Origin of the sequence: Cyanothece sp. BG0011, from assembly GCF_003013815.1 — a bacterium.
Lineage (GTDB): Bacteria > Cyanobacteriota > Cyanobacteriia > Cyanobacteriales > Microcystaceae > Crocosphaera.
Genome location: NZ_PRLH01000147.1, coordinates 1 through 17,542 on the forward strand (window position 1 = coordinate 1; position 17,542 = coordinate 17,542).

The following is a 17,542-nucleotide window of genomic DNA, read 5'->3' on the forward strand; positions in this document are numbered from 1 at the left end:
TATACACATTTTTAAGAAGCAATTGCTCGGATTCACCACAGGATTTGATTATACTTCACAAACCATAACAAGTCCTTGACCTATTCATTTTAATTTATGAAGACAAGTAGGAATTATTTATTATTAATTAATCTTACTCTTTAATCTGGGGTAATTCAACCCAAAAACCACTGCCAAGATTAACGTCTGATTCGACCCCCAGTCTTCCCCCCAATCTTTCAACCCCTTTTTTAACAATGGCTAAACCAATACCGGTTCCGGGATAAGTTTCATTGCCATGTAACCGTTCAAACACTTCAAAAATACGTTCTTGATGTTGCGCTTCGATGCCGATGCCGTTATCTTCTATCCATAAACGGACAACATTTTCAGGATACTCCTCAGTCCGAATATGTATTTGAGGTTTAACCTTACTAGAGGTAAATTTAAGGGCATTAGACAGCAAGTTCTCAACAATTTGCTGCAAAATTGTTCGATTACCTAAAACATTCAATAAGGGTCTGTCTACGGTGATTTCTGCTTTAACCTCTGTTATTTGTATTTCTAAGTCTTCTAGAGCTTTATTGACCACTGAGGTTAGATTCACCGGCTTTTTATAAATTTCAGTTCGTGACAAGCGACTATAAGCCAGTAAGTCTTGAATTAACCTTTCCATTTGCTCGGCTGAGGTGGCCAACCTTGAGGTATATTCTTGTCCCAACTCATCTAATTTGTCAGCATAATCTTCTTGTAGAGCGATGGCAAACCCTTGAATGGCTCGTAAGGGAGCTTTAAGATCATGGGAAATACTGTAAGTGAAGGCTTTGAGTTCTTGGTTAATTTCTTCTAGTTGGGTCGTCCGTTCTCGTACTTTATTTTCTAACTCTAGAGCATAATTTCGACTCGCTTGAGTGAGATTGGCCTGTTGTAGAGCGATCGCTATTTGAATGCTGATTTCTTCAATCATGGTCAATTGTTCTGCACTAATCTCTTGGGCATCTTCTACCCACAACTTGAGAATACCGAGCAATTTATTTTGTAGTTTGAGACCAAAACAAATAAAACAGTCTAACCCTGACACAGCCACTTCAGGCATGGCGGACAATAACTGAGGTGATTGACTCAAATAACTCACCACATAACTTTGTTCTGATGCTTGTAACCTCTCAATTAAAGTTTGCCAAAGGTTGAGATTCGTTTCTAAGCCTTGTTGTGCTGTTTGTTCGGCTATCCCCTGAGTGACTAAAGTCGTGGCAGTCTGACGTTGTGAGTCAAAGGTGACAACTGACACCCGTTGACAAGTTGATAAATCTTGAATGTTATTAATGGCGATTGTGGCGATCGCTTGGGGTGTTTGTGCCTCAATAATGGCTTTATCGATTTGATGGAGATTCGATAGGCGTTTTAAAGCTTGTGCTTGGGACAATTCTAAATTTTTGCGCTTTTGAATATTTTCTATCACACAAATAAAATATTCTGGTTCTTCGGTTTGGTTTCTGAATAAAGAAACGGTGAGATTCATCCAAATGCAAGCGTTATCTTTACGGATATACCGTTTCTCCATGGAATAACTCTCAATTTCTCCTGACAAAACTTGACGGACATAGGCTAAATCCGGTTCTAAATCATCAGGATAAGTAATCTCTTGAAAAGTTTTTTCTAATAACTCTTTTTCGTTATAACCAAGAATTGCGCAAAGTTTTTGATTGACCCTTAACCATTGACCATTAGGGGCAACGTGAGCCATTCCTACTGCTGCCTGTTCAAAGGTCTGGCGAAACTGAATTTCACTCTGTTGGGCAGCAATTTTGGCTTGTTTAATTTCGGTCACATCTTTAGCGCAGGAAATCACTAAACGCCGACCATCTAATAATCGACCCAAGGGGGCAGAACTAAAATTCCAGATACGAAATTGTCCCCCGGCCGTTCTAATTTTAAATTCTCCTTCTTCGACTCGCTGATTTAATTCGTATAGACGATCAATGAAAGATTTAACGGTTTTTTGTTTTCTTCCATAAGCTTTTTCTGTCCACTCAGCAGTGGTGGGAATGTCTTCTATGGTGTAACCGGATAACTCAGTCCAAGTTTGATTCACGTGCATAATTTCTCCATCTTCAGCGTGAACTAATACAGGGATGGGGGCATTAAACACAGCGCAATGGAGTTTTTTCTTATTGTTGCTAAGTGAACATTCAGAATTTTCACCACAATTCATTTGCTCGTTTAGCAATCGATTAACTTCTAGAAGTTGCTCGTTTTGAGATTGAATGATCTGGGTAAACTTCTGTTTTTCTTCTTGACGGATCAACTCTTTCTGCACCGAGAAATTTAATCGCTCGGCCGTAATTTGATCTTTAACTAAATAATCAGCAGCGCCGAGTTGAATAAACTTTACCGCTATATTTTCATTGCCTTGTCCCGTTAAAATAATCACAGGACAAGGATTTTTATTATATTTTTGTTGCCACCGCCTTATCCATTCTAAGCCATCAATATCCGGTAAAAAATAATCTAATAAGACCAGATCCGGTAAAGCGTTAGGATAGATTTCTAAGGCTGTTTTTCCTGTTTCGGCTTCGATGAAATGGTAATCATAGTCAGCACTTTTGTTAAGATAGCGTCGATACACTGCCCTATCGACTTCCGAATCATCCACTAACAGGATCGTCCGTTGTTTTTTAGGTGGGAAATGGGGGGGGTTCCTCATCTTGTTTAAGCGATCGCTAGTCATAGAAAATATAGTGCTACGCACTAGGCAAGGGTTCTCCCCCTCACCAAAGGGGGAGTTAGAGGGGGTGGCAAGGGTTCTCCCCCTCACCAAAGGGGGAGTTAGAGGGGGTGGCAAGGGTTCTCCCCCTCACCAAAGGGGGAGTTAGAGGGGGTGGCAAGAGTTGATGAGATGATAGTTTCAACTGTAACAAATGTCCTCACCTTTTTTTGTATTGCTTTATTATCTTGATTGTAATAATTGTGACAAAGATTGAACCAATCGAACCGGTTCAATAGGTTTAGAGAGATGAAGATCAAAACCAGCTAAGAGTGCCTCTTGTTTATCTTCTTCTCTAGCATAAGCAGTTAAAGCGATCGCCGGTACCCGAAAGGATTCATCCTCGTTACGACGAATTTGTCGAATGAGTTGATAACCATCTTCTAAGGGCATGGAAATATCGCTAATAATGGCATCTATTGACTGTTGTTGATATTGACTCAACCCTTCTTTAACCGAACTAGCAGCCATAATCTTAGCACCGCACTGTTCTAAAATTAGGGTGATCATTTCTCTCGCATCGGCTTCGTCTTCTACGACTAATAGAGTAAAATTGGACAGAGACGGAAGGGAATTGAACTGAGAGGATGAGGTCAATTGGGTTTCCTGGTTGCGGACTGATTGGATCACAGGCAACTCAACGGTAAAGGTACTGCCTTGATCAGTTCCCTCACTCTGGGCTATTACTTTACCCTCGTGCATCTCGACAATATGACGCACAATAGCTAAACCTAAGCCTAGACCTCCTTTTGTTCGGGTTGAGGACTTATGTTCTGCTTGACGAAAGCGATCAAAAATATGGGGTAAGACATCACGAGGAATTCCTTTACCTGTATCTGTGATGCGAATCCATGCCATCTGGTGATTTTCTTCCCCTCCCTCAATGGTAATGGAACCGTCTGTCGGGGTAAATTTGACGGCATTAATTAACAAGTTCCAAAATACTTGTTGTAGTCTTTCTTTATCTCCATTAATCTCTATGGTTTGACTATTCAGTTGAAGATTGATGTCAATATTTTTGGCCTTAGCCGTTGGACTGATGGTATCAATAGACGACAAGATAACAGTGATTAAATTAATAGGCTGAAGTTGTAGTTTCAATGTACCGCAAATAATCCGCGAAACATCGAGCAGGTCTTCAATTAGCTGAGTTTGTACGTTAGCATTGCGTTCAATGACTTCTAACCCGGTGTTAAATTGGTCTTCGTTTAACGTTCCGCTTCGTATTAGCTGCATCCAACCAATAATGGCATTGAGAGGGGTGCGTAATTCATGGGAAAGGGTGGCTAAAAACTCATCTTTGACGCGATTTAATCTTTCGGCTTCGTCTTTTGCCTCCCTTGCCTCATTTAAGAGTTGAATGCGTTCTATTTCTGCTTGTTTGCTGGCCGTAATATCGGCGATTGCCCCTTCATAACCAATAATCTTACCTTTTTTATCTTTAACGGCGATCGCTTTATGACTTACCCAAATGATTTCTTGTTGGCCATTACGAATTTGCCCTTCAAAGTCTTCTTTTACCTCAACTTCTCCTAATTGTTGTTGCCATTGACGATAAACCTCTGGTTCAAGGTGATAATTCCCTAAATTTTGATTAAATAGTTCTTCTCCTCTTTCATAACCCAACATTTTAACCAAAGTGGGGTTGGCTTCTAAAATTTCCCCTGCACGATTCAGACGATATAATCCTATGGGCATCCGTTGAAAAAAGCGATCGTAGGTTTGTTGAATTTGGTCTAAGGCTTGTCTTTGTTGCCATCGCTGCCATGCTGAGCGAATGGCTGCTGCTAGACGGATATAATGTTGAGGCGACTTAAGTACATAATCATCTAATCCCGCTTTCATGGCTTCGACGGCAATTTCTTCGCTACCGGTACCGGTAAACATGATGACGGGACAATCTGGGAACTGCTGTTTAATGCGATGTAATATATCTAAGCCGGTGGTCCAACGTAAGCGATAGTCAGTCACCACTAAGTTGAATTTTTGCTTTTGTAAGGCTTCGCTAAAGTCAGTTTCGTCGATAATTTCCCAATATTTAAATTCAGGAAACAGTTTTTTGATTTGACGTAAAGCCAATTTGCGATCGCTTGGGTTATCGTCAATGATTAAGGCTTTGGGGTAATTCATTGTTAATAGCGGGGTTTATAACGGGTTGAGGTAAGATTAGTCAATTATGTTTATTTAATTGTATAAGAAACACTGATAGTTATTTTATTGAGCTATTCCCATTCATACAAATTTAACGGTCAATCAGAATGTAGAATTTAGAATGTAGAATTTAGAATTACCTCCACCTCAAGTTGGAGGCTTGAAACAAGGAAAACTCTTCTTTTCATCCCCTTAAAATAGGAGGCTTGGAACCCTTTTTTTCGGTCATTTAGTCTCAATGTTATTACATTTTCCATACAATTTACTACGGCACGCTGAAGCCCCTTATTCCTTTTCTTGAAATAATACTAATTTTTAACAGTTAATAGAGATTTCAAAGACCTAACATCCTAATTCAGATTATACCTTATAAGGGTTTTTGTTTGGGAATACCGACGCTACGAGGAAATTGCCTAGGGGTTGAAATTACTTTTTTGAGGTAAATAAAATGACGGACACTTTGAGTCAAGGGAGTCTGAAACTGCTTAACTAAAATAATCTTTCCTCCTAATTGTTTGAGAGCAGTTTGCAAGTTTGATTCTTCTGCTTTTGTCCAGTTTCCCCGATATAAAACACCGATTCCTCCCACTTTGAGAAAAGGTAAAACATATTCAGCACAGACAGAAGGTTCTCCCACGGCACGAATTAACCCTAAATCGTAAGTTTCTCTATGTTGTTGTAAATGTCCTATATCTTCCGCGCGACCGATAACTGTTTGACAATTGGATAATTTTAAGGCATCTAAAAAGAGATTAATGACCTTTATCTTTTTCTGAGTTGAATCTAATAAGCTTAGTTGCCAATGAGGAAAAATAATACTAATCGGCAGACCGGGAAAACCTGCCCCTGTTCCTATGTCAATGACTTTTAATGAATCTTTATAGGGTAAAAAATCTAAACCAATAACACCAGCTAAAGAGTCCCATAGATGTTTTTCCCAGAAGTCTTGGGGATCAGTTATTCGAGTTAAATTAATTTGACGATTAATTAAGAGAATTTCTTGATATAATTGTTCCCATTTTTCTAATTGTTTTTCTGTGGGTTGCCATTGTAAACTATTTTGCCAAGTATCTTCAAAAGTTGGTAATTTCATTAATGAAATAATAGTATTTTCTTACAGTTTGCTATTGATTGGATACCAATCTTCATCTAAGAGATGATCAAACCATCCGTTAGGTAATTGAGTGGGATAGTCAGATTCTTTACGCTTAATAACTTTTTTCCCATCTGCACGTTTTCCTTCTTTAATGGCTAATTTTCTGGCTTTAGGATAAACCCTTTCTACTGCATCGGGTAAATAACGACGTAATGATCCTGATTTTTCTAAACTCGACGAATATTAATATTAATGTTTAATTTTTCGATAAACTCGTAAGAGAATTTTCTCAAATTCTACCCAAACAAACATCAAACTACTAAACAGTAAACAGATAACTAATTGTTCTCCTGTTAACACGGTGGTGTTAAAGAAAGCCCGTAACGGAGCCACATAAACTAACATTAATTGTAGAGTGGTGGTAACAATAACTGCCCCCCAAAGATAAGGGTTAGAAAAAGGATTCATTTCAATAGCCAAACGAGTGGTCGAACGAGCTGCGATCGCATGGCCCATCTGTGCAATACATAGGGTAGTAAAGACCATGGTTTTCCAACTTTCGGGGTCATTACCCGGTTGTTGAGACTCATTGAAAGCCCAAGACATCAAAGCAATGGTAATAATCGAGAAAACAATCCCAATGCGGACAATATAAAACCCTAACCCACGGGCAAAAATACTCTCTTTGGGACTAAAAGGAGGCCGTTCCATAATATGGGGATCAGCCGGTTCGACTGCCAAGGCTAACGCCGGTAAACCATCGGTAACGAGGTTCATCCAGAGAATTTGTAGGGGGATTAAAGGAACCCCAGACAGTCCCATTAAAGGGGCTGCCGCAATGGTGATTACTTCCCCCACATTACTGCCTAAAATATACTTAATAAAATGACGAATATTGCTATACACTACCCGTCCCTCTTCTGTGGCGGCCACGATGGTGGCAAAATTATCATCTAGCAAGACCATATCACTGGCCTCCTTGCTCACATCCGTGCCAGTAATGCCCATAGCGATGCCGATATCGGCTTGTTTGAGTGCGGGGGCATCATTAACCCCGTCGCCGGTCATAGCCACAAATTTGTTGCGCTTCTGCAAGGCTTGGACAATGCGTAATTTATGTTCAGGAGAGACACGGGCGTAAACACTGACGGTTTCTACCTCTTGCTCTAACTGGGGTTGAGATATTCTTTCTAATTCCCGTCCCGTCAAAACTCGATCCTCTGGTAGCACAATACCCAACTGTTGAGCGATCGCTTGGGCGGTGAGTTGATGGTCTCCTGTAATCATGATGGGACGAATACCAGCAGCCCGACATTTTGCCACTGCGGTTTTCACTTCGGGCCGGGGTGCATCCATCATTCCCACTAACCCTAACCAAATTAACCCTTGTTCGGCTTCGTCTGCTTCGGTTGCGTCAGGGATTTGTTTGAGGGGTTTATAGGCGAACCCTAACACCCTTAAAGCCCGCTTAGCCATACCATTATTCCCCCGTAACACCTGTTCTCGGTGTTCTTGGGTCAAGGGTTGAACCCGTTGCCCTTGCTGATAATAGTCGCATCTTTCTAAAATTAATTCGGGTGAACCCTTAGTTAATAAGAGATAATCATCATCTGGCTGACTTTGCCAACTGGGCCAGCGATCGCTGGTTTGATTCGCTTGAGAAATAATACTCATGCGTTTGCGTTCGGAAGAAAAGGGAAATTCTCCGACCCTTGCATATTGTTGTTCTAACGCTGACTGTTCAAGTCCTGCTTTTCCCCCTAAAACCAGTAACGATGCTTCTGTGGGGTCACCGATAATCGTCCAGTCTCCTGCTTCTTGGGACAAATGGGCATCATTACATAACACCCCTGTCAATAATAACGCTTGTAATCCTCCATACCGACTACAATTAATGCTACTTTTGGCCTCGCTACAAATAAACTCTCCCGATGGTTCGTATCCTGTCCCTGTGACTTGATAGTTCCCTTCGAGGGTTTCGACTTCTTGAACCACCATTTTATTTTGGGTCAACGTTCCGGTTTTATCTGAACAAATAACGTTAACCGATCCCAAGGTTTCGACGGCCGGGAGTTTACGAATTAGAGCGTGACGCTTAACCATGCGTTGGGTTCCCAGGGCCAAGGTCACGGTAATAACGGCCGGTAACCCTTCCGGAACCACGGCAACGGCCATACTTAGGGAAATTTCGATTAGTTCTTGTAGTAGTCCCCAACCGGCTCTGAGTACCCCACCCACAACCACCACTGCAACTAAGATTAATGAACCGGTTACTAAGACGTTTCCTAACTGGGTCATGCGTTGCTGTAAGGGGGTGTCTTCTGTTTCCACCGATTGAAGCATTTCGGCGATTTTCCCCAGTTCTGTGTCCATTCCTGTGCCGGTAACCACCACTTTTGCCCGACCTTGGATTACTTCGGTGCCGGTAAAGACCATATTTGTGCGATCGCCGATGGGGGTTTCTTCTTCTAACCCTTGGCTTAAGGTATTTTTGTCAACGGCGTGGGCTTCTCCGGTTAGGGCTGACTCTCGAATTTGCAGATGAGAGCCGTCTATAATTTGACCATCAGCACAAAGGGTGTCCCCTGCTTCAATTAAAATGATATCCCCTGGAACTAAAAAGGGTGCGTCTACTTCTTGACGTTTTCCATCTCTAATCACTTGAACCCTAGGAGAAGATAGCTTTTTTAAGGCGGCCAGGGCTTTTTCGGCGCGGGTTTCTTGTAAATAGCCTAATAGTCCGTTTAAGATAACAATGGAAAAGATGGCGATGGTATCTTTAAAAGGAACACCCCCCTTAGTCGTGCCACTGTTTCGTAATTCAACAATATCTAAAATACCGGAAATAATAGCCACTACGATCAGCATAATTAACATGATGTTCGTAAACTGATCGAGTAGTATTTCCCAGTTACTACGGCCGGCCGTTTCTTCTATTTCGTTAGGGCCATAATGTTTTTGTCGTTGATTAACACTTTCTGTGTCTAAACCCGTTTGGGGGTTCGTTCCCAGGGTGTCTAGGGTTTTGGCTACCGAATAAGTATGCCAAGATTGTTTACGTTGCGGTAGGGTATGGGCAGAATAGGATCGGGTCACAGGAACCAAGGTCAGTTATATAGTCTACTGTTCTTGATTTTACTGTTAACTTTTGAAAATGTTACCCTTTATCACAAAATTGTAAACTCTCTTGCTTTTTATTAACTTAAATCTTTAAAAATAGTTAAACTTTCTTCAGTTTTTTTTATCTCTAATCTGGGTTTAAAATTTGAGATTGAATATAACTATAGAACAGCGATCGCAAAACGAGAAATCATGAATCTGAATCCACCAGTCTCATCCATCGGTAGGCCCATGTTATCGTAAATGAGGGTTGCTTGAGTAGAATTACTCCCCAATAGAAAGGTTGCAGATGCACCAACAAGAGTTAAAGCAGTAATAATGGTTTTGTTCATAGTTTATTTTTCGGTTAATCTACAATAGGATGATTAATTGTAAACCTTCATTTTGTAATATGCTAACCTCGATATGACCCCTAAAGAATCTCTATTAGAAGAAATTGAAGAAATTCCTGAAGCTTTTGTACCTGAAGTCTTGAAGTTTATCGAGTATCTTAAATACAAACATCAACAAGAGATGTTACAAACGACTTTACTCTCTCAATCAAAACTTGCTAAAGATTGGTCAACTCCTTCAGAAGATGAAGCATGGCAAAATTTGTAAAAGGAGATGTTGTGATTGTTCCTTTCCCCTTTTCGGATTTAAGCGAAGCAAAACGTCGTCCTGCTCTTGTTGTGGCTGAATTAACTGGGGATGATTTAATTCTTTGTCAAATTACCAGTCAGGCAATCTCTGATAGTTATGCTATCTCTATTACAAACACTGATTTTCTCAGTGGCGGACTTAACCGCAATAGCAATATTCGTCCTAACCGACTATTTACGGCTGATAATTCTCTTATTATCTACAAAGCAGGGACATTAAAACCCAAAAAACTAGAGGAAGTTATTGACCAGATTATCTCTATTTTCAGGCGCAACTCTCATCCTTGAGTATAAGACAATTTCCAGCCAAAACTTAACTTTTCTGTTGAGTGGGACGCAATAAAATATCATGAATTTGTACATAGTCAGGTTGGGATAGAATATAGTAAACGGCGTTAGCAATATCTTCGGGTTGTAACACGGGAAAACGACTATAAAGTTCTTGGGCTTTTTCTTTATTATTGTTATATTTTTCAGCAAATTCTGTCTCGACAAACCCCGGACTAATAGAAGATATTTTAATGTTTTTATTGGCTTCTCTTAACTCTTGTCTTAACCCTTCGGTTAATGCTCTGACTGCATATTTACTAGCAGCATAAACCCCACTATATAAAGGGACACGATGGCCGGACATCGAACTAATATGAATAATATGGCCTTGGTTGCGATCGCTCATATCTTTGATGGCTTCACGGGTACAGATACATAAGGCCAAGACATTCACTTCTAACATTTCTCTCCATGCTTCTGTCTCTCCTGTCATCAAGGGTTGTTTATGTCCTAAACCAGCATTATTGATTAATACATCAACCCCACCCCATTGCTCTCTAATGGTGTCAAACATCTTTAAAATATCTGCTTCTTGACGTAAATCAACGTTTAAGGCTAAAACTTCACTATTTTTTTCTTGCAACTTCTCAGTTAATTTATCTAACTTTTCTTGACGACGCGCACACACAACTAAACGATAATTTTCTTGTGCTAAACGATGGGCGATCGCTTCTCCAATACCGCTAGATGAACCAGTAATTAAAGCTATTTTTGACGTTGATTTTTTTGTAATCATTTAATTCTTTTTTTTTAATATTAATTTTAAGTAAATGTTAATCAAGACGTAAAATGGTAACAACCAATCACAACATTTCCAACAAATTTATGTCTTTTATTTTTTTTGTGCATACTGATTAACTAATACACTGATAATCTCTTGATAAGATGTTTGTTGTTTTTTGGCTTCTGCTTTAAAAAAGCGAATAGTTTCTTCATTTAACTCTAAAGTTACTTTTACCTTGCTTTTTTTAGGAATTAGTTTTTCAGGAGATGGTAAAAAATCTTCAACAACTTCCCCTAATTCCATTGGTTCATTCGTGTAAATGATTTCTTTGTTCATAAAATTTTCGTCCTTTTCGCCAATAACCTGCCCCAAAAATTCTAATTTTTCCGTTTCGATAAGTAAAACGCACAGTTATAATTTCTTGATTCACTTTACCAAGACAATAAAATCGCTTTTCTGTGACACTATGAGCTAAGTCTTCTAAAATAATACGATGAGTATCAAAAAAAGCATATTGAGCTAATTCAAAAGAAAGGCCATGTTTTTCTAAATTTGCTTGGTTTTTGCTTTCATCCCACTCAAAATTGCTCTCCATCGCCACAGATACTTTTATTTTATCTCATCATCTCAAATTTTATGCACACTCATCAACAGCAATTAATGATTTTTGTTGTAACTGTAATTGATACATATGATTGAACAAATTCCAGCAATAGTCTTCAGAAAGTCCACAAGTCACAGCCCCCCTTAATACAACATTCAAATACCAATCATTAGGGGCTAATTCTTGGGGTAATTTATCGATAACGACATAGGTTCTCACATTAGTATAAACCTGTCCCTCACTGTGAATGGTGACATATTCCCGACGATAACCATTACGGGGAACTTCTTCTCGTTCATCTAGGCGATCGCTAAACCGCCACGGAAGTTGATATAGTACCCCTTCTACTTTAGCACCGGCATCCGGAACCACATCTAAAGCCCCACAATTACGGCGCAAGGAACGACGATAAAACCCTAAACGATACCCTTCTAACACTGCTGTTCCTATCACATATTCATGGGTATTTTCCCCAAAGGTTCGCTTTAAGTCTACTGGACACATACACGAGCCGTAGGCAAAATAGTAAAAAGACTCAGATGTCTCTTTAGGCTGCCAGTGACTTTTATTGTGATGATGATAGGCACTATAATCGGTTCCCATCTCAGTCGCCACCAAAGGAGAATTGTTAGGAGTTTGATTCATGGTTCATCATGGGGTTAGAGGTTGGCCATAGATAGTCGACAAGGGGTCTAATTTTAATGTTCCTTTTAGGAACTTTCCTGTTACAATTTAACTGAGCTTAACTCGCTGTCTAAGGTTAAGGTGAGTTTATCAGCAATGCCTTCAATCCAGTTTTCGTCTTGTTTAGTATAACTTCGAGGCACATTCGCCCCTAAAATCATCGCCCCACGGTTTCCCAAGGGTTGACAAATTACCCCTTGTGTGTTTGGGGGTAAATAATTAAATTCAATTTTTCCTGGATAAAGGTTTAAATTGACCAGATAAACAGGTTTCTGGGTTTCTAGAACCCGTTGTAAAATTTTGCCTGGCGTGACTTGAGGAGTCGGACCTAAGACACCTCGGCGGAGTAATACTGTATCCTGATAATACACGACTAAAGATCGAGTAACGGTATTAGTTAATACCAGATGAGAAGCCCAGGCCAATTCTGTTTTGATAGAATCGGGTAAATGGGGGTTAAATTCGAGGCCTTCTTCTCCTTCTAGGGTAACTGCATCCGGCGATCGCGGTTGAATCTGTTGCCAAATTAATCCGACTAAAATTAAGACCCCACTTAAGATCACCCCTAAGACATCGGATCTTGCTTGAGACTCAGTTAATTGTACCGTCATGAAACGATTGATTAACAAAAGGATACCCCCTAAACTACCAGCAAAGAGGGGAATTAATCGTAAAATTCGATTAGGATCTGATTTCATAGTAGGTTGAAAACGATGATTTTAAGAATCAGGTTTAGTTATCGCTATATTTTTTTGACTGTATTATAATCTTATTAATTTTAACGAATAAGAGTGGTTGTTGCCTTTTTAAGGAACAATTGGATAAAATCGAAAGATAAAAGTTGACATCTGATGTTTAATCTGTTGTCTTATCTTAAAAAAAGTTTAATTTGTAGTAAAGTAGAACGAACTCATGTCGTTCTCATCCTTAATCTATGACTATAGTGACACACCTTCCCCTAACAGACAATTATTTAGGAGCATTTTTGCCCATCGATAGCGTTTTTTCGACCCAAGGCATCATGGTGATGTTATTGGCTGCCTATGGTTTGGCCATGTGGATGTTTCTCACCAGTGCGCCCAAAGTTTACACTATCATGGTATCTGATCTAGAGGTCGCCCGACAATTTTATGAGGGGTTATTGCAGTTAAATGTGGCTGATGTTCCCCTTCATTATTATTACAATTACGAACAAACGTTAGGAACCGCAGGGGTTGACCCCTTTTATATGACGGCAACCCCCACCGCCACCGCTACCAGCAACTACGGGGCTGGGGATGGACTATGGTATCAATTGAAAAAAAATACCCAACTCCATATTATCGGAGGGGCAAGTTATGGCGCAAAAAATCGTCAGCGTCATGTCTGTTTTGATAATGAATGTTTAGAAGATATTTTATTAAGGGTGGAGTCGAGACGGTTAAAGTATAAAGTTCGTCGTAGAAAACCCCTGAATTTTTTGGTGAAGGATATTGATGAGAGAATCATTGAAATGGTAGAAGTTAAAAATTAAAGTTAAACGGGGTGAGGAAAACTCACCCTTATTTTTCGGGTAACATTTCTAAGAGAAACTGTTTATAACAATCATAAGAATCTAGACTAAAACAGACAAAAATAACCTGCTGAATGGTGGTATTTCCTTGTAAAAAGTCTTTAACGGTTTGAATGGCGATGGGGGTTGCTAACTCTAAAGGATAACCATAAACTCCCGTACTAATAGCAGGAAAAGCAATAGTTTTTAAGCGTTTTTCTGTGGCAATTTCTAAACAGCGATTGTAACAACTGGCTAATAATTGATCTTCTTGAGCATTACCGCCACGCCAAACCGGACCAACGGTATGAATAACCCATTGTGCTGGCAATTGATAACCCTTGGTTATTTTAGCATCTCCCACATTGCACCCTCCTAGGGTACGACATTCTTCTAATAATGCCGGTCCTGCTGCTTGGTGAATGGCCCCGTCAACCCCACCCCCTCCTAGTAATGATTCATTGGCAGCGTTAACAATAGCATCCACCCCTTGCTGAGTGATATCTCCTTGTATGGCGATAATCTTTTTTGATGTTCCGTTTGAACTCATAAAATTCTCCTGTCAATATTTAGAGTTTATCACTCTTTTTTATTGAGGATTGTTTATGAATTATTGTTATAAATTGTTTCTAAAATGCTTGATTTTCTGGACTTGACATGATATTATATTCATAATGAAAAAGTGTTGCGCCTGTTACCTACTTTTCAGATCCATAAAAAGCATTGTTTAGAAATAAATAAAGTTGTAAGGTGGGGAGTGCATCGGCCTACTCAGTTTCTTTTGTCAAATAAAATTTATAATTTTTAGATAAATCTGGTTCTGCTTCTGTGCAACCAATAAAATCTGACCAGTCATCTATGTTATTTTCTGATGTTTCTGGTTGATTAGATGAAGAATATCTTTTTTTTAATAGTTCAACAAAATCTATTAATAATTCTTGTGCTTCTTCGGGTAATTCATCGAGATCGCGCTGTAATTTTTCAATATTAATCATTGTATTTAACTGTTATTTACTATTTCAATTAAATTTCTACTTTTCTTAATTATAAGGTGGGCAAATATTTTAACTTTTTTATAATTACCGATAACTTTTTAATTTGCCCACCCTACGATTTTTTAATCATCAAGCAACTTGATTATAATAGGTTTTAGGTGTCGGTAAGGTTTCCCCTACAATCTGATAATCTTCAATGAGTAATTCTAACACTTCAACCCCATTAGAAACTGCTTCGGTATAAGTGTCACCGTGGTTTCTCCATTGTTGTCCTGGAAAGTCAGGAAACCCCACAACATAACAGTTATCTTCCTCTGACCATTGAATAATCATGGTATATTTTGGGTTATTCATTGTTCTGTCTCTGTTGTGTTTGTTCTATATTTTCTTTAACCTGTAAATGCAAGGTTGACCGATAATAAAGAAGAGTCCTCAAGGGGGCAACCTTGGGGACATCAACACAATATATTACTATTAGGAGTTTAACTCATGAATGAACCTTCTACCGTTACTTATACCACGGCAGAAATTCTCAAGCGCATTGAGGATAAGATGGACAGCAACCAAAAAGAGACAAATGAGAAATTTAAAGAGCTATCCCAAAAGATTGATAAGCAATCAGAAAAAATAGGCAGTATAGAGGTAGAATTAACGGAAGTTAAAACAGAACTCAAAGGAATGAATAAACGGTTAGATTCCCAAGAGTTTATCAATCGTTCCGTTGCTATTGGGGTCATTGTTGCTTTAACCAGTGGAGCGATTAAGTTATTTTTCCCGAACTTTCCTAATCTACCCCATTAATCAGTCTGGGTTTAATTGTATTAAACCCCTACAGAATTCTAACGTAGGGGCTTAATATTATTAAGCCCTAAAGATTGTAATCGAACACACATACTACACGAAAACCGTCAACGTGGCTATATTGGTCGCGTCTATGATCTACAAGACGAATCGCAGAACTGCACATATCAGGGCCAGAAAACCACGAACCGCCTCTCAGTACAGCATATGAATTATTTTGTCTATTTTTAGCTAAATTTGAGGGCTTAAATCCCATCCAAGCACTACCATCATTAGGGGCACCTTGATAATTATAATGAGAATTATCAGCGCACCATTCCCAGACATTACCGTGCATATCATATAATCCAAACCCATTGGGAGGAAAAGACCCCACAGGGGTCGTTTTTCCTCTTCTTATCCCCTTGTTTTCCTGTGCATAAACATAGCTACCATTGTAGTTAGCTAAGTCTGTTGTTATCGTCTCCCCAAAATAAAAGGGGGTTGTTGTGCCTGCACGACAAGCATATTCCCATTGTGCTTCACTGGGTAATTGATATATTCTAGGTATATTATCTTGTTGTGTTAGTTTAAAGAGTCTTTGACAAAACTCTACACAGTGATACCAGCTAACTTGTTGAACGGGATTTTTATTCCCTTTAAAATCCGAAGGATTGGGATCTAAATCATCATTAACTTTTAAATTAGTTTGAGAGGCTATAGCTTTCCATTGTTCTTGGGTAATGGCATATTTACTCATGAAAAAAGGTTGAAGAGTAACGAGATGTCGAGGACTACATTCTTTTAACCAATTAATATTAATCTTCTTAGATAACATCTTTATTTCTGCCTCACTTATTCCCATCATAAACTTACCCCCTGGTATTTTCATCATTTCTAGTTTCACTCCTCCTGGTAATATTTCTGTGAAACATTGTGCTTGTCTGATTTCACGGTTTATAATCTGTCCTCTTGCATTAACTTTTACTGTTTCAAAGGAAACTGTTTGTAAATAATTTTCTAAAGAATCGGGTTTCTTTTGAGGGGTTTGTATTTGTAAAGATGGAGGAACAAACGTTTTAGCAATTGGTTTTTTAATAGTAGGTTGAGGGGTTACTATTGGTGAAACTGATGGTTGAGTTTCATCTAACTTTTGCAAATCATTTAATACTGCTGCTGCTGTTTGATAACGATCGCTTATATTCTGAGCTAACATTTTATCTAAAATAGCTGCTAACTTCGGATTTATAAGGATTCCCTGTTCTTGTGCGTATTCTTTCCATCGCCAATCACTATGATTTTCATCTAATAATTTATCAATCGTATTGCCATATTCATCTTCATCATCGGGGAAACATTGAGTTAATAATCTAACTGCAGTTACCCCTAAACTATAAATATCACTAGCCGGTTTTGCTCTCCCTTGCATTTGTTCTATTGCTGCATAACCCATTGTATAGATTTGGGTTCCTGCCATTGATTTCATGGTGGTACTAACTTGTTTTGATGCACCAAAATCTATCAATACTAATTCTGCTGTATTTCCTTGTCTATAACTATTAGATGAAACCCGACGCATGATATTCTCTGGTTTAATATCGCGGTGTAATATTTTTTGTTGATGGAGATAGTCTAAAACGGGTAATAATTCTTTTAAAAGTTGTTTGATTTTTTCCTCACTAAACCGTCCTTGTTGCCAAACTTCATCAAATAATGTATGACCTTCAATAAATTCTTGAACCAGATAAAAGTCATTATTATCTTCAAAATAACCATGAAGTTTAGGGATTTGGGGATGTTCTAATTCATAGAGACGTTTTGCTTCTCTTTTAAAGAGTTCTTTTGCTTTTTGTAAAGTACCACCTTGCATGGAAGTTACTAACTTTTTAATGACTCTTTTTTCATCCATTAAATGCAGATCATGGGCTAAATAAGTTCTACCAAAAGCACCTTCTCCAAGCTTTTTAATGATTTTATAGTGAACTTGAAACAAATATTTTTGACTGGTTTTACTTAAGTTTTCTCCGCAACCATGACAGTTTTTATTATTATCAGGATTTTCTGGATTATAACAACTAGGGTTAAGACAATAAAGCATAATTAATAATTAATAACTGATAACTGATGACTGATAACTGTT

At 38.8% G+C, this 17,542-nt stretch carries 18 protein-coding genes and 1 pseudogene; 4 read left to right on the top strand and 15 right to left on the bottom strand.

What is annotated here, in order from left to right; genetic code table 11:
- Window positions 1–133: 133 nt before the first annotated feature.
- The 6 genes and pseudogenes from C4E06_RS19130 to C4E06_RS27390 all read right to left on the bottom strand — a co-directional run bounded on the left by C4E06_RS19130 (window position 134) and on the right by C4E06_RS27390 (window position 9,445).
- Window positions 134–2,731 carry a PAS domain S-box protein gene (locus C4E06_RS19130; protein WP_198648825.1) on the bottom strand — a complete coding sequence of 866 codons (2,598 nt, stop codon included), beginning with the start codon at window positions 2,729–2,731 and terminating at the stop codon, window positions 134–136.
- 198 nt (window positions 2,732–2,929) lie between these two features.
- A complete protein-coding gene (locus C4E06_RS19135) occupies window positions 2,930–4,876 on the bottom strand; it encodes a response regulator (protein ID WP_107669783.1) in 1,947 nt (648 codons plus the stop codon).
- 388 nt (window positions 4,877–5,264) lie between these two features.
- Window positions 5,265–5,990 carry a 16S rRNA (guanine(527)-N(7))-methyltransferase RsmG gene (gene rsmG / locus C4E06_RS19140; protein WP_107669785.1) on the bottom strand — a complete coding sequence of 242 codons (726 nt, stop codon included), beginning with the start codon at window positions 5,988–5,990 and terminating at the stop codon, window positions 5,265–5,267.
- Window positions 5,991–6,011: 21 nt separating this feature from the next.
- Window positions 6,012–6,218: pseudogene (locus tag C4E06_RS29635) on the bottom strand (DUF29 family protein); the annotation flags it as partial.
- Window positions 6,219–6,242: 24 nt separating this feature from the next.
- Entirely contained in the window at window positions 6,243–9,089 is a 2,847-nt protein-coding gene (locus C4E06_RS19150; protein ID WP_107669853.1) for a cation-transporting P-type ATPase, read from the bottom strand.
- A gap of 185 nt (window positions 9,090–9,274) precedes the next feature.
- Complete coding sequence (locus C4E06_RS27390) at window positions 9,275–9,445, bottom strand: hypothetical protein (RefSeq protein WP_157951187.1); 171 nt, start codon at window positions 9,443–9,445, stop codon at window positions 9,275–9,277.
- A gap of 73 nt (window positions 9,446–9,518) precedes the next feature.
- On the opposite strand from C4E06_RS27390, the gene C4E06_RS19155 reads away from it, so the two are divergent.
- Window positions 9,519–9,713: a DUF2281 domain-containing protein gene (locus tag C4E06_RS19155; RefSeq protein ID WP_107669787.1), complete on the top strand. Its 195-nt coding sequence runs from the start codon at window positions 9,519–9,521 to the stop codon at window positions 9,711–9,713.
- Window positions 9,698–10,042 (top strand): type II toxin-antitoxin system PemK/MazF family toxin, encoded by a 345-nt coding sequence (locus tag C4E06_RS19160; protein ID WP_107669789.1) that lies wholly within the window; start codon window positions 9,698–9,700, stop codon window positions 10,040–10,042. Before C4E06_RS19155 ends, C4E06_RS19160 begins: the two co-directional genes overlap by 16 nt.
- Before the next feature lie 25 nt (window positions 10,043–10,067).
- Here the strand turns inward: C4E06_RS19160 and C4E06_RS19165 are convergent, their stop codons facing one another.
- The 5 genes from C4E06_RS19165 to C4E06_RS19185 form a co-directional block, all read right to left on the bottom strand.
- On the bottom strand, window positions 10,068–10,820 hold the full coding sequence (locus tag C4E06_RS19165) for a dehydrogenase/reductase SDR family member 11 (protein ID WP_107669791.1): 753 nt from the start codon (window positions 10,818–10,820) through the stop codon (window positions 10,068–10,070).
- A gap of 96 nt (window positions 10,821–10,916) precedes the next feature.
- Entirely contained in the window at window positions 10,917–11,144 is a 228-nt protein-coding gene (locus C4E06_RS19170; protein ID WP_198648826.1) for a hypothetical protein, read from the bottom strand.
- A complete protein-coding gene (locus tag C4E06_RS19175) occupies window positions 11,116–11,403 on the bottom strand; it encodes a BrnT family toxin (RefSeq protein ID WP_107669793.1) in 288 nt (95 codons plus the stop codon). The genes C4E06_RS19170 and C4E06_RS19175 overlap by 29 nt, the downstream gene beginning before the upstream one ends.
- Window positions 11,404–11,442: 39 nt before the next feature.
- Window positions 11,443–12,057: a gamma-glutamylcyclotransferase gene (locus C4E06_RS19180; protein ID WP_107669795.1), complete on the bottom strand. Its 615-nt coding sequence runs from the start codon at window positions 12,055–12,057 to the stop codon at window positions 11,443–11,445.
- An 80-nt stretch (window positions 12,058–12,137) separates the two neighbouring features.
- Window positions 12,138–12,794 (bottom strand): cofactor assembly of complex C subunit B, encoded by a 657-nt coding sequence (locus C4E06_RS19185; protein WP_107669797.1) that lies wholly within the window; start codon window positions 12,792–12,794, stop codon window positions 12,138–12,140.
- A gap of 236 nt (window positions 12,795–13,030) precedes the next feature.
- Here C4E06_RS19185 and C4E06_RS19190 point away from each other — a divergent pair, with 236 nt between their 5' ends.
- Window positions 13,031–13,609, top strand: coding sequence for a glyoxalase-like domain protein (locus C4E06_RS19190; protein WP_107669799.1), 579 nt, complete (start codon window positions 13,031–13,033; stop codon window positions 13,607–13,609).
- Between the two features lie 28 nt (window positions 13,610–13,637).
- Here C4E06_RS19190 and C4E06_RS19195 read toward each other — a convergent pair whose 3' ends face one another.
- The 3 genes from C4E06_RS19195 to C4E06_RS19205 all read right to left on the bottom strand — a co-directional run bounded on the left by C4E06_RS19195 (window position 13,638) and on the right by C4E06_RS19205 (window position 14,976).
- Complete coding sequence (locus C4E06_RS19195; RefSeq protein ID WP_107669801.1) at window positions 13,638–14,177, bottom strand: O-acetyl-ADP-ribose deacetylase; 540 nt, start codon at window positions 14,175–14,177, stop codon at window positions 13,638–13,640.
- A gap of 217 nt (window positions 14,178–14,394) precedes the next feature.
- On the bottom strand, window positions 14,395–14,622 hold the full coding sequence (locus tag C4E06_RS19200) for a hypothetical protein (protein WP_107669803.1): 228 nt from the start codon (window positions 14,620–14,622) through the stop codon (window positions 14,395–14,397).
- Window positions 14,623–14,751: 129 nt separating this feature from the next.
- Entirely contained in the window at window positions 14,752–14,976 is a 225-nt protein-coding gene (locus C4E06_RS19205; RefSeq protein WP_107669805.1) for a type II toxin-antitoxin system HicB family antitoxin, read from the bottom strand.
- 135 nt (window positions 14,977–15,111) lie between these two features.
- On the opposite strand from C4E06_RS19205, the gene C4E06_RS19210 reads away from it, so the two are divergent.
- Window positions 15,112–15,423, top strand: a complete 312-nt coding sequence (locus tag C4E06_RS19210; RefSeq protein WP_107669807.1) for a hypothetical protein — start codon at window positions 15,112–15,114, stop codon at window positions 15,421–15,423.
- 67 nt (window positions 15,424–15,490) lie between these two features.
- On the opposite strand, the gene C4E06_RS19215 is transcribed toward C4E06_RS19210, so the two are convergent.
- A complete protein-coding gene (locus C4E06_RS19215) occupies window positions 15,491–17,500 on the bottom strand; it encodes a bifunctional serine/threonine-protein kinase/formylglycine-generating enzyme family protein (RefSeq protein ID WP_107669809.1) in 2,010 nt (669 codons plus the stop codon).
- Window positions 17,501–17,542 lie beyond the last annotated feature (42 nt).

Coding starts and splice junctions, on each gene's coding strand:
- C4E06_RS19135 (WP_107669783.1), bottom strand. CDS start 4,876: ATGAATTACCCCAAAGCCTTAATCATTGACGATAACCCAAGCGATCGC.
- rsmG (WP_107669785.1), bottom strand. CDS start 5,990: ATGAAATTACCAACTTTTGAAGATACTTGGCAAAATAGTTTACAATGG.
- C4E06_RS27390 (WP_157951187.1), bottom strand. CDS start 9,445: ATGAACAAAACCATTATTACTGCTTTAACTCTTGTTGGTGCATCTGCA.
- C4E06_RS19155 (WP_107669787.1), top strand. CDS start 9,519: ATGACCCCTAAAGAATCTCTATTAGAAGAAATTGAAGAAATTCCTGAA.
- C4E06_RS19160 (WP_107669789.1), top strand. CDS start 9,698: ATGGCAAAATTTGTAAAAGGAGATGTTGTGATTGTTCCTTTCCCCTTT.
- C4E06_RS19165 (WP_107669791.1), bottom strand. CDS start 10,820: ATGATTACAAAAAAATCAACGTCAAAAATAGCTTTAATTACTGGTTCA.
- C4E06_RS19170 (WP_198648826.1), bottom strand. CDS start 11,144: ATGAACAAAGAAATCATTTACACGAATGAACCAATGGAATTAGGGGAA.
- C4E06_RS19175 (WP_107669793.1), bottom strand. CDS start 11,403: ATGGAGAGCAATTTTGAGTGGGATGAAAGCAAAAACCAAGCAAATTTA.
- C4E06_RS19180 (WP_107669795.1), bottom strand. CDS start 12,057: ATGAATCAAACTCCTAACAATTCTCCTTTGGTGGCGACTGAGATGGGA.
- C4E06_RS19185 (WP_107669797.1), bottom strand. CDS start 12,794: ATGAAATCAGATCCTAATCGAATTTTACGATTAATTCCCCTCTTTGCT.
- C4E06_RS19190 (WP_107669799.1), top strand. CDS start 13,031: ATGACTATAGTGACACACCTTCCCCTAACAGACAATTATTTAGGAGCA.
- C4E06_RS19195 (WP_107669801.1), bottom strand. CDS start 14,177: ATGAGTTCAAACGGAACATCAAAAAAGATTATCGCCATACAAGGAGAT.
- C4E06_RS19200 (WP_107669803.1), bottom strand. CDS start 14,622: ATGATTAATATTGAAAAATTACAGCGCGATCTCGATGAATTACCCGAA.
- C4E06_RS19205 (WP_107669805.1), bottom strand. CDS start 14,976: ATGAATAACCCAAAATATACCATGATTATTCAATGGTCAGAGGAAGAT.
- C4E06_RS19210 (WP_107669807.1), top strand. CDS start 15,112: ATGAATGAACCTTCTACCGTTACTTATACCACGGCAGAAATTCTCAAG.
- C4E06_RS19215 (WP_107669809.1), bottom strand. CDS start 17,500: ATGCTTTATTGTCTTAACCCTAGTTGTTATAATCCAGAAAATCCTGAT.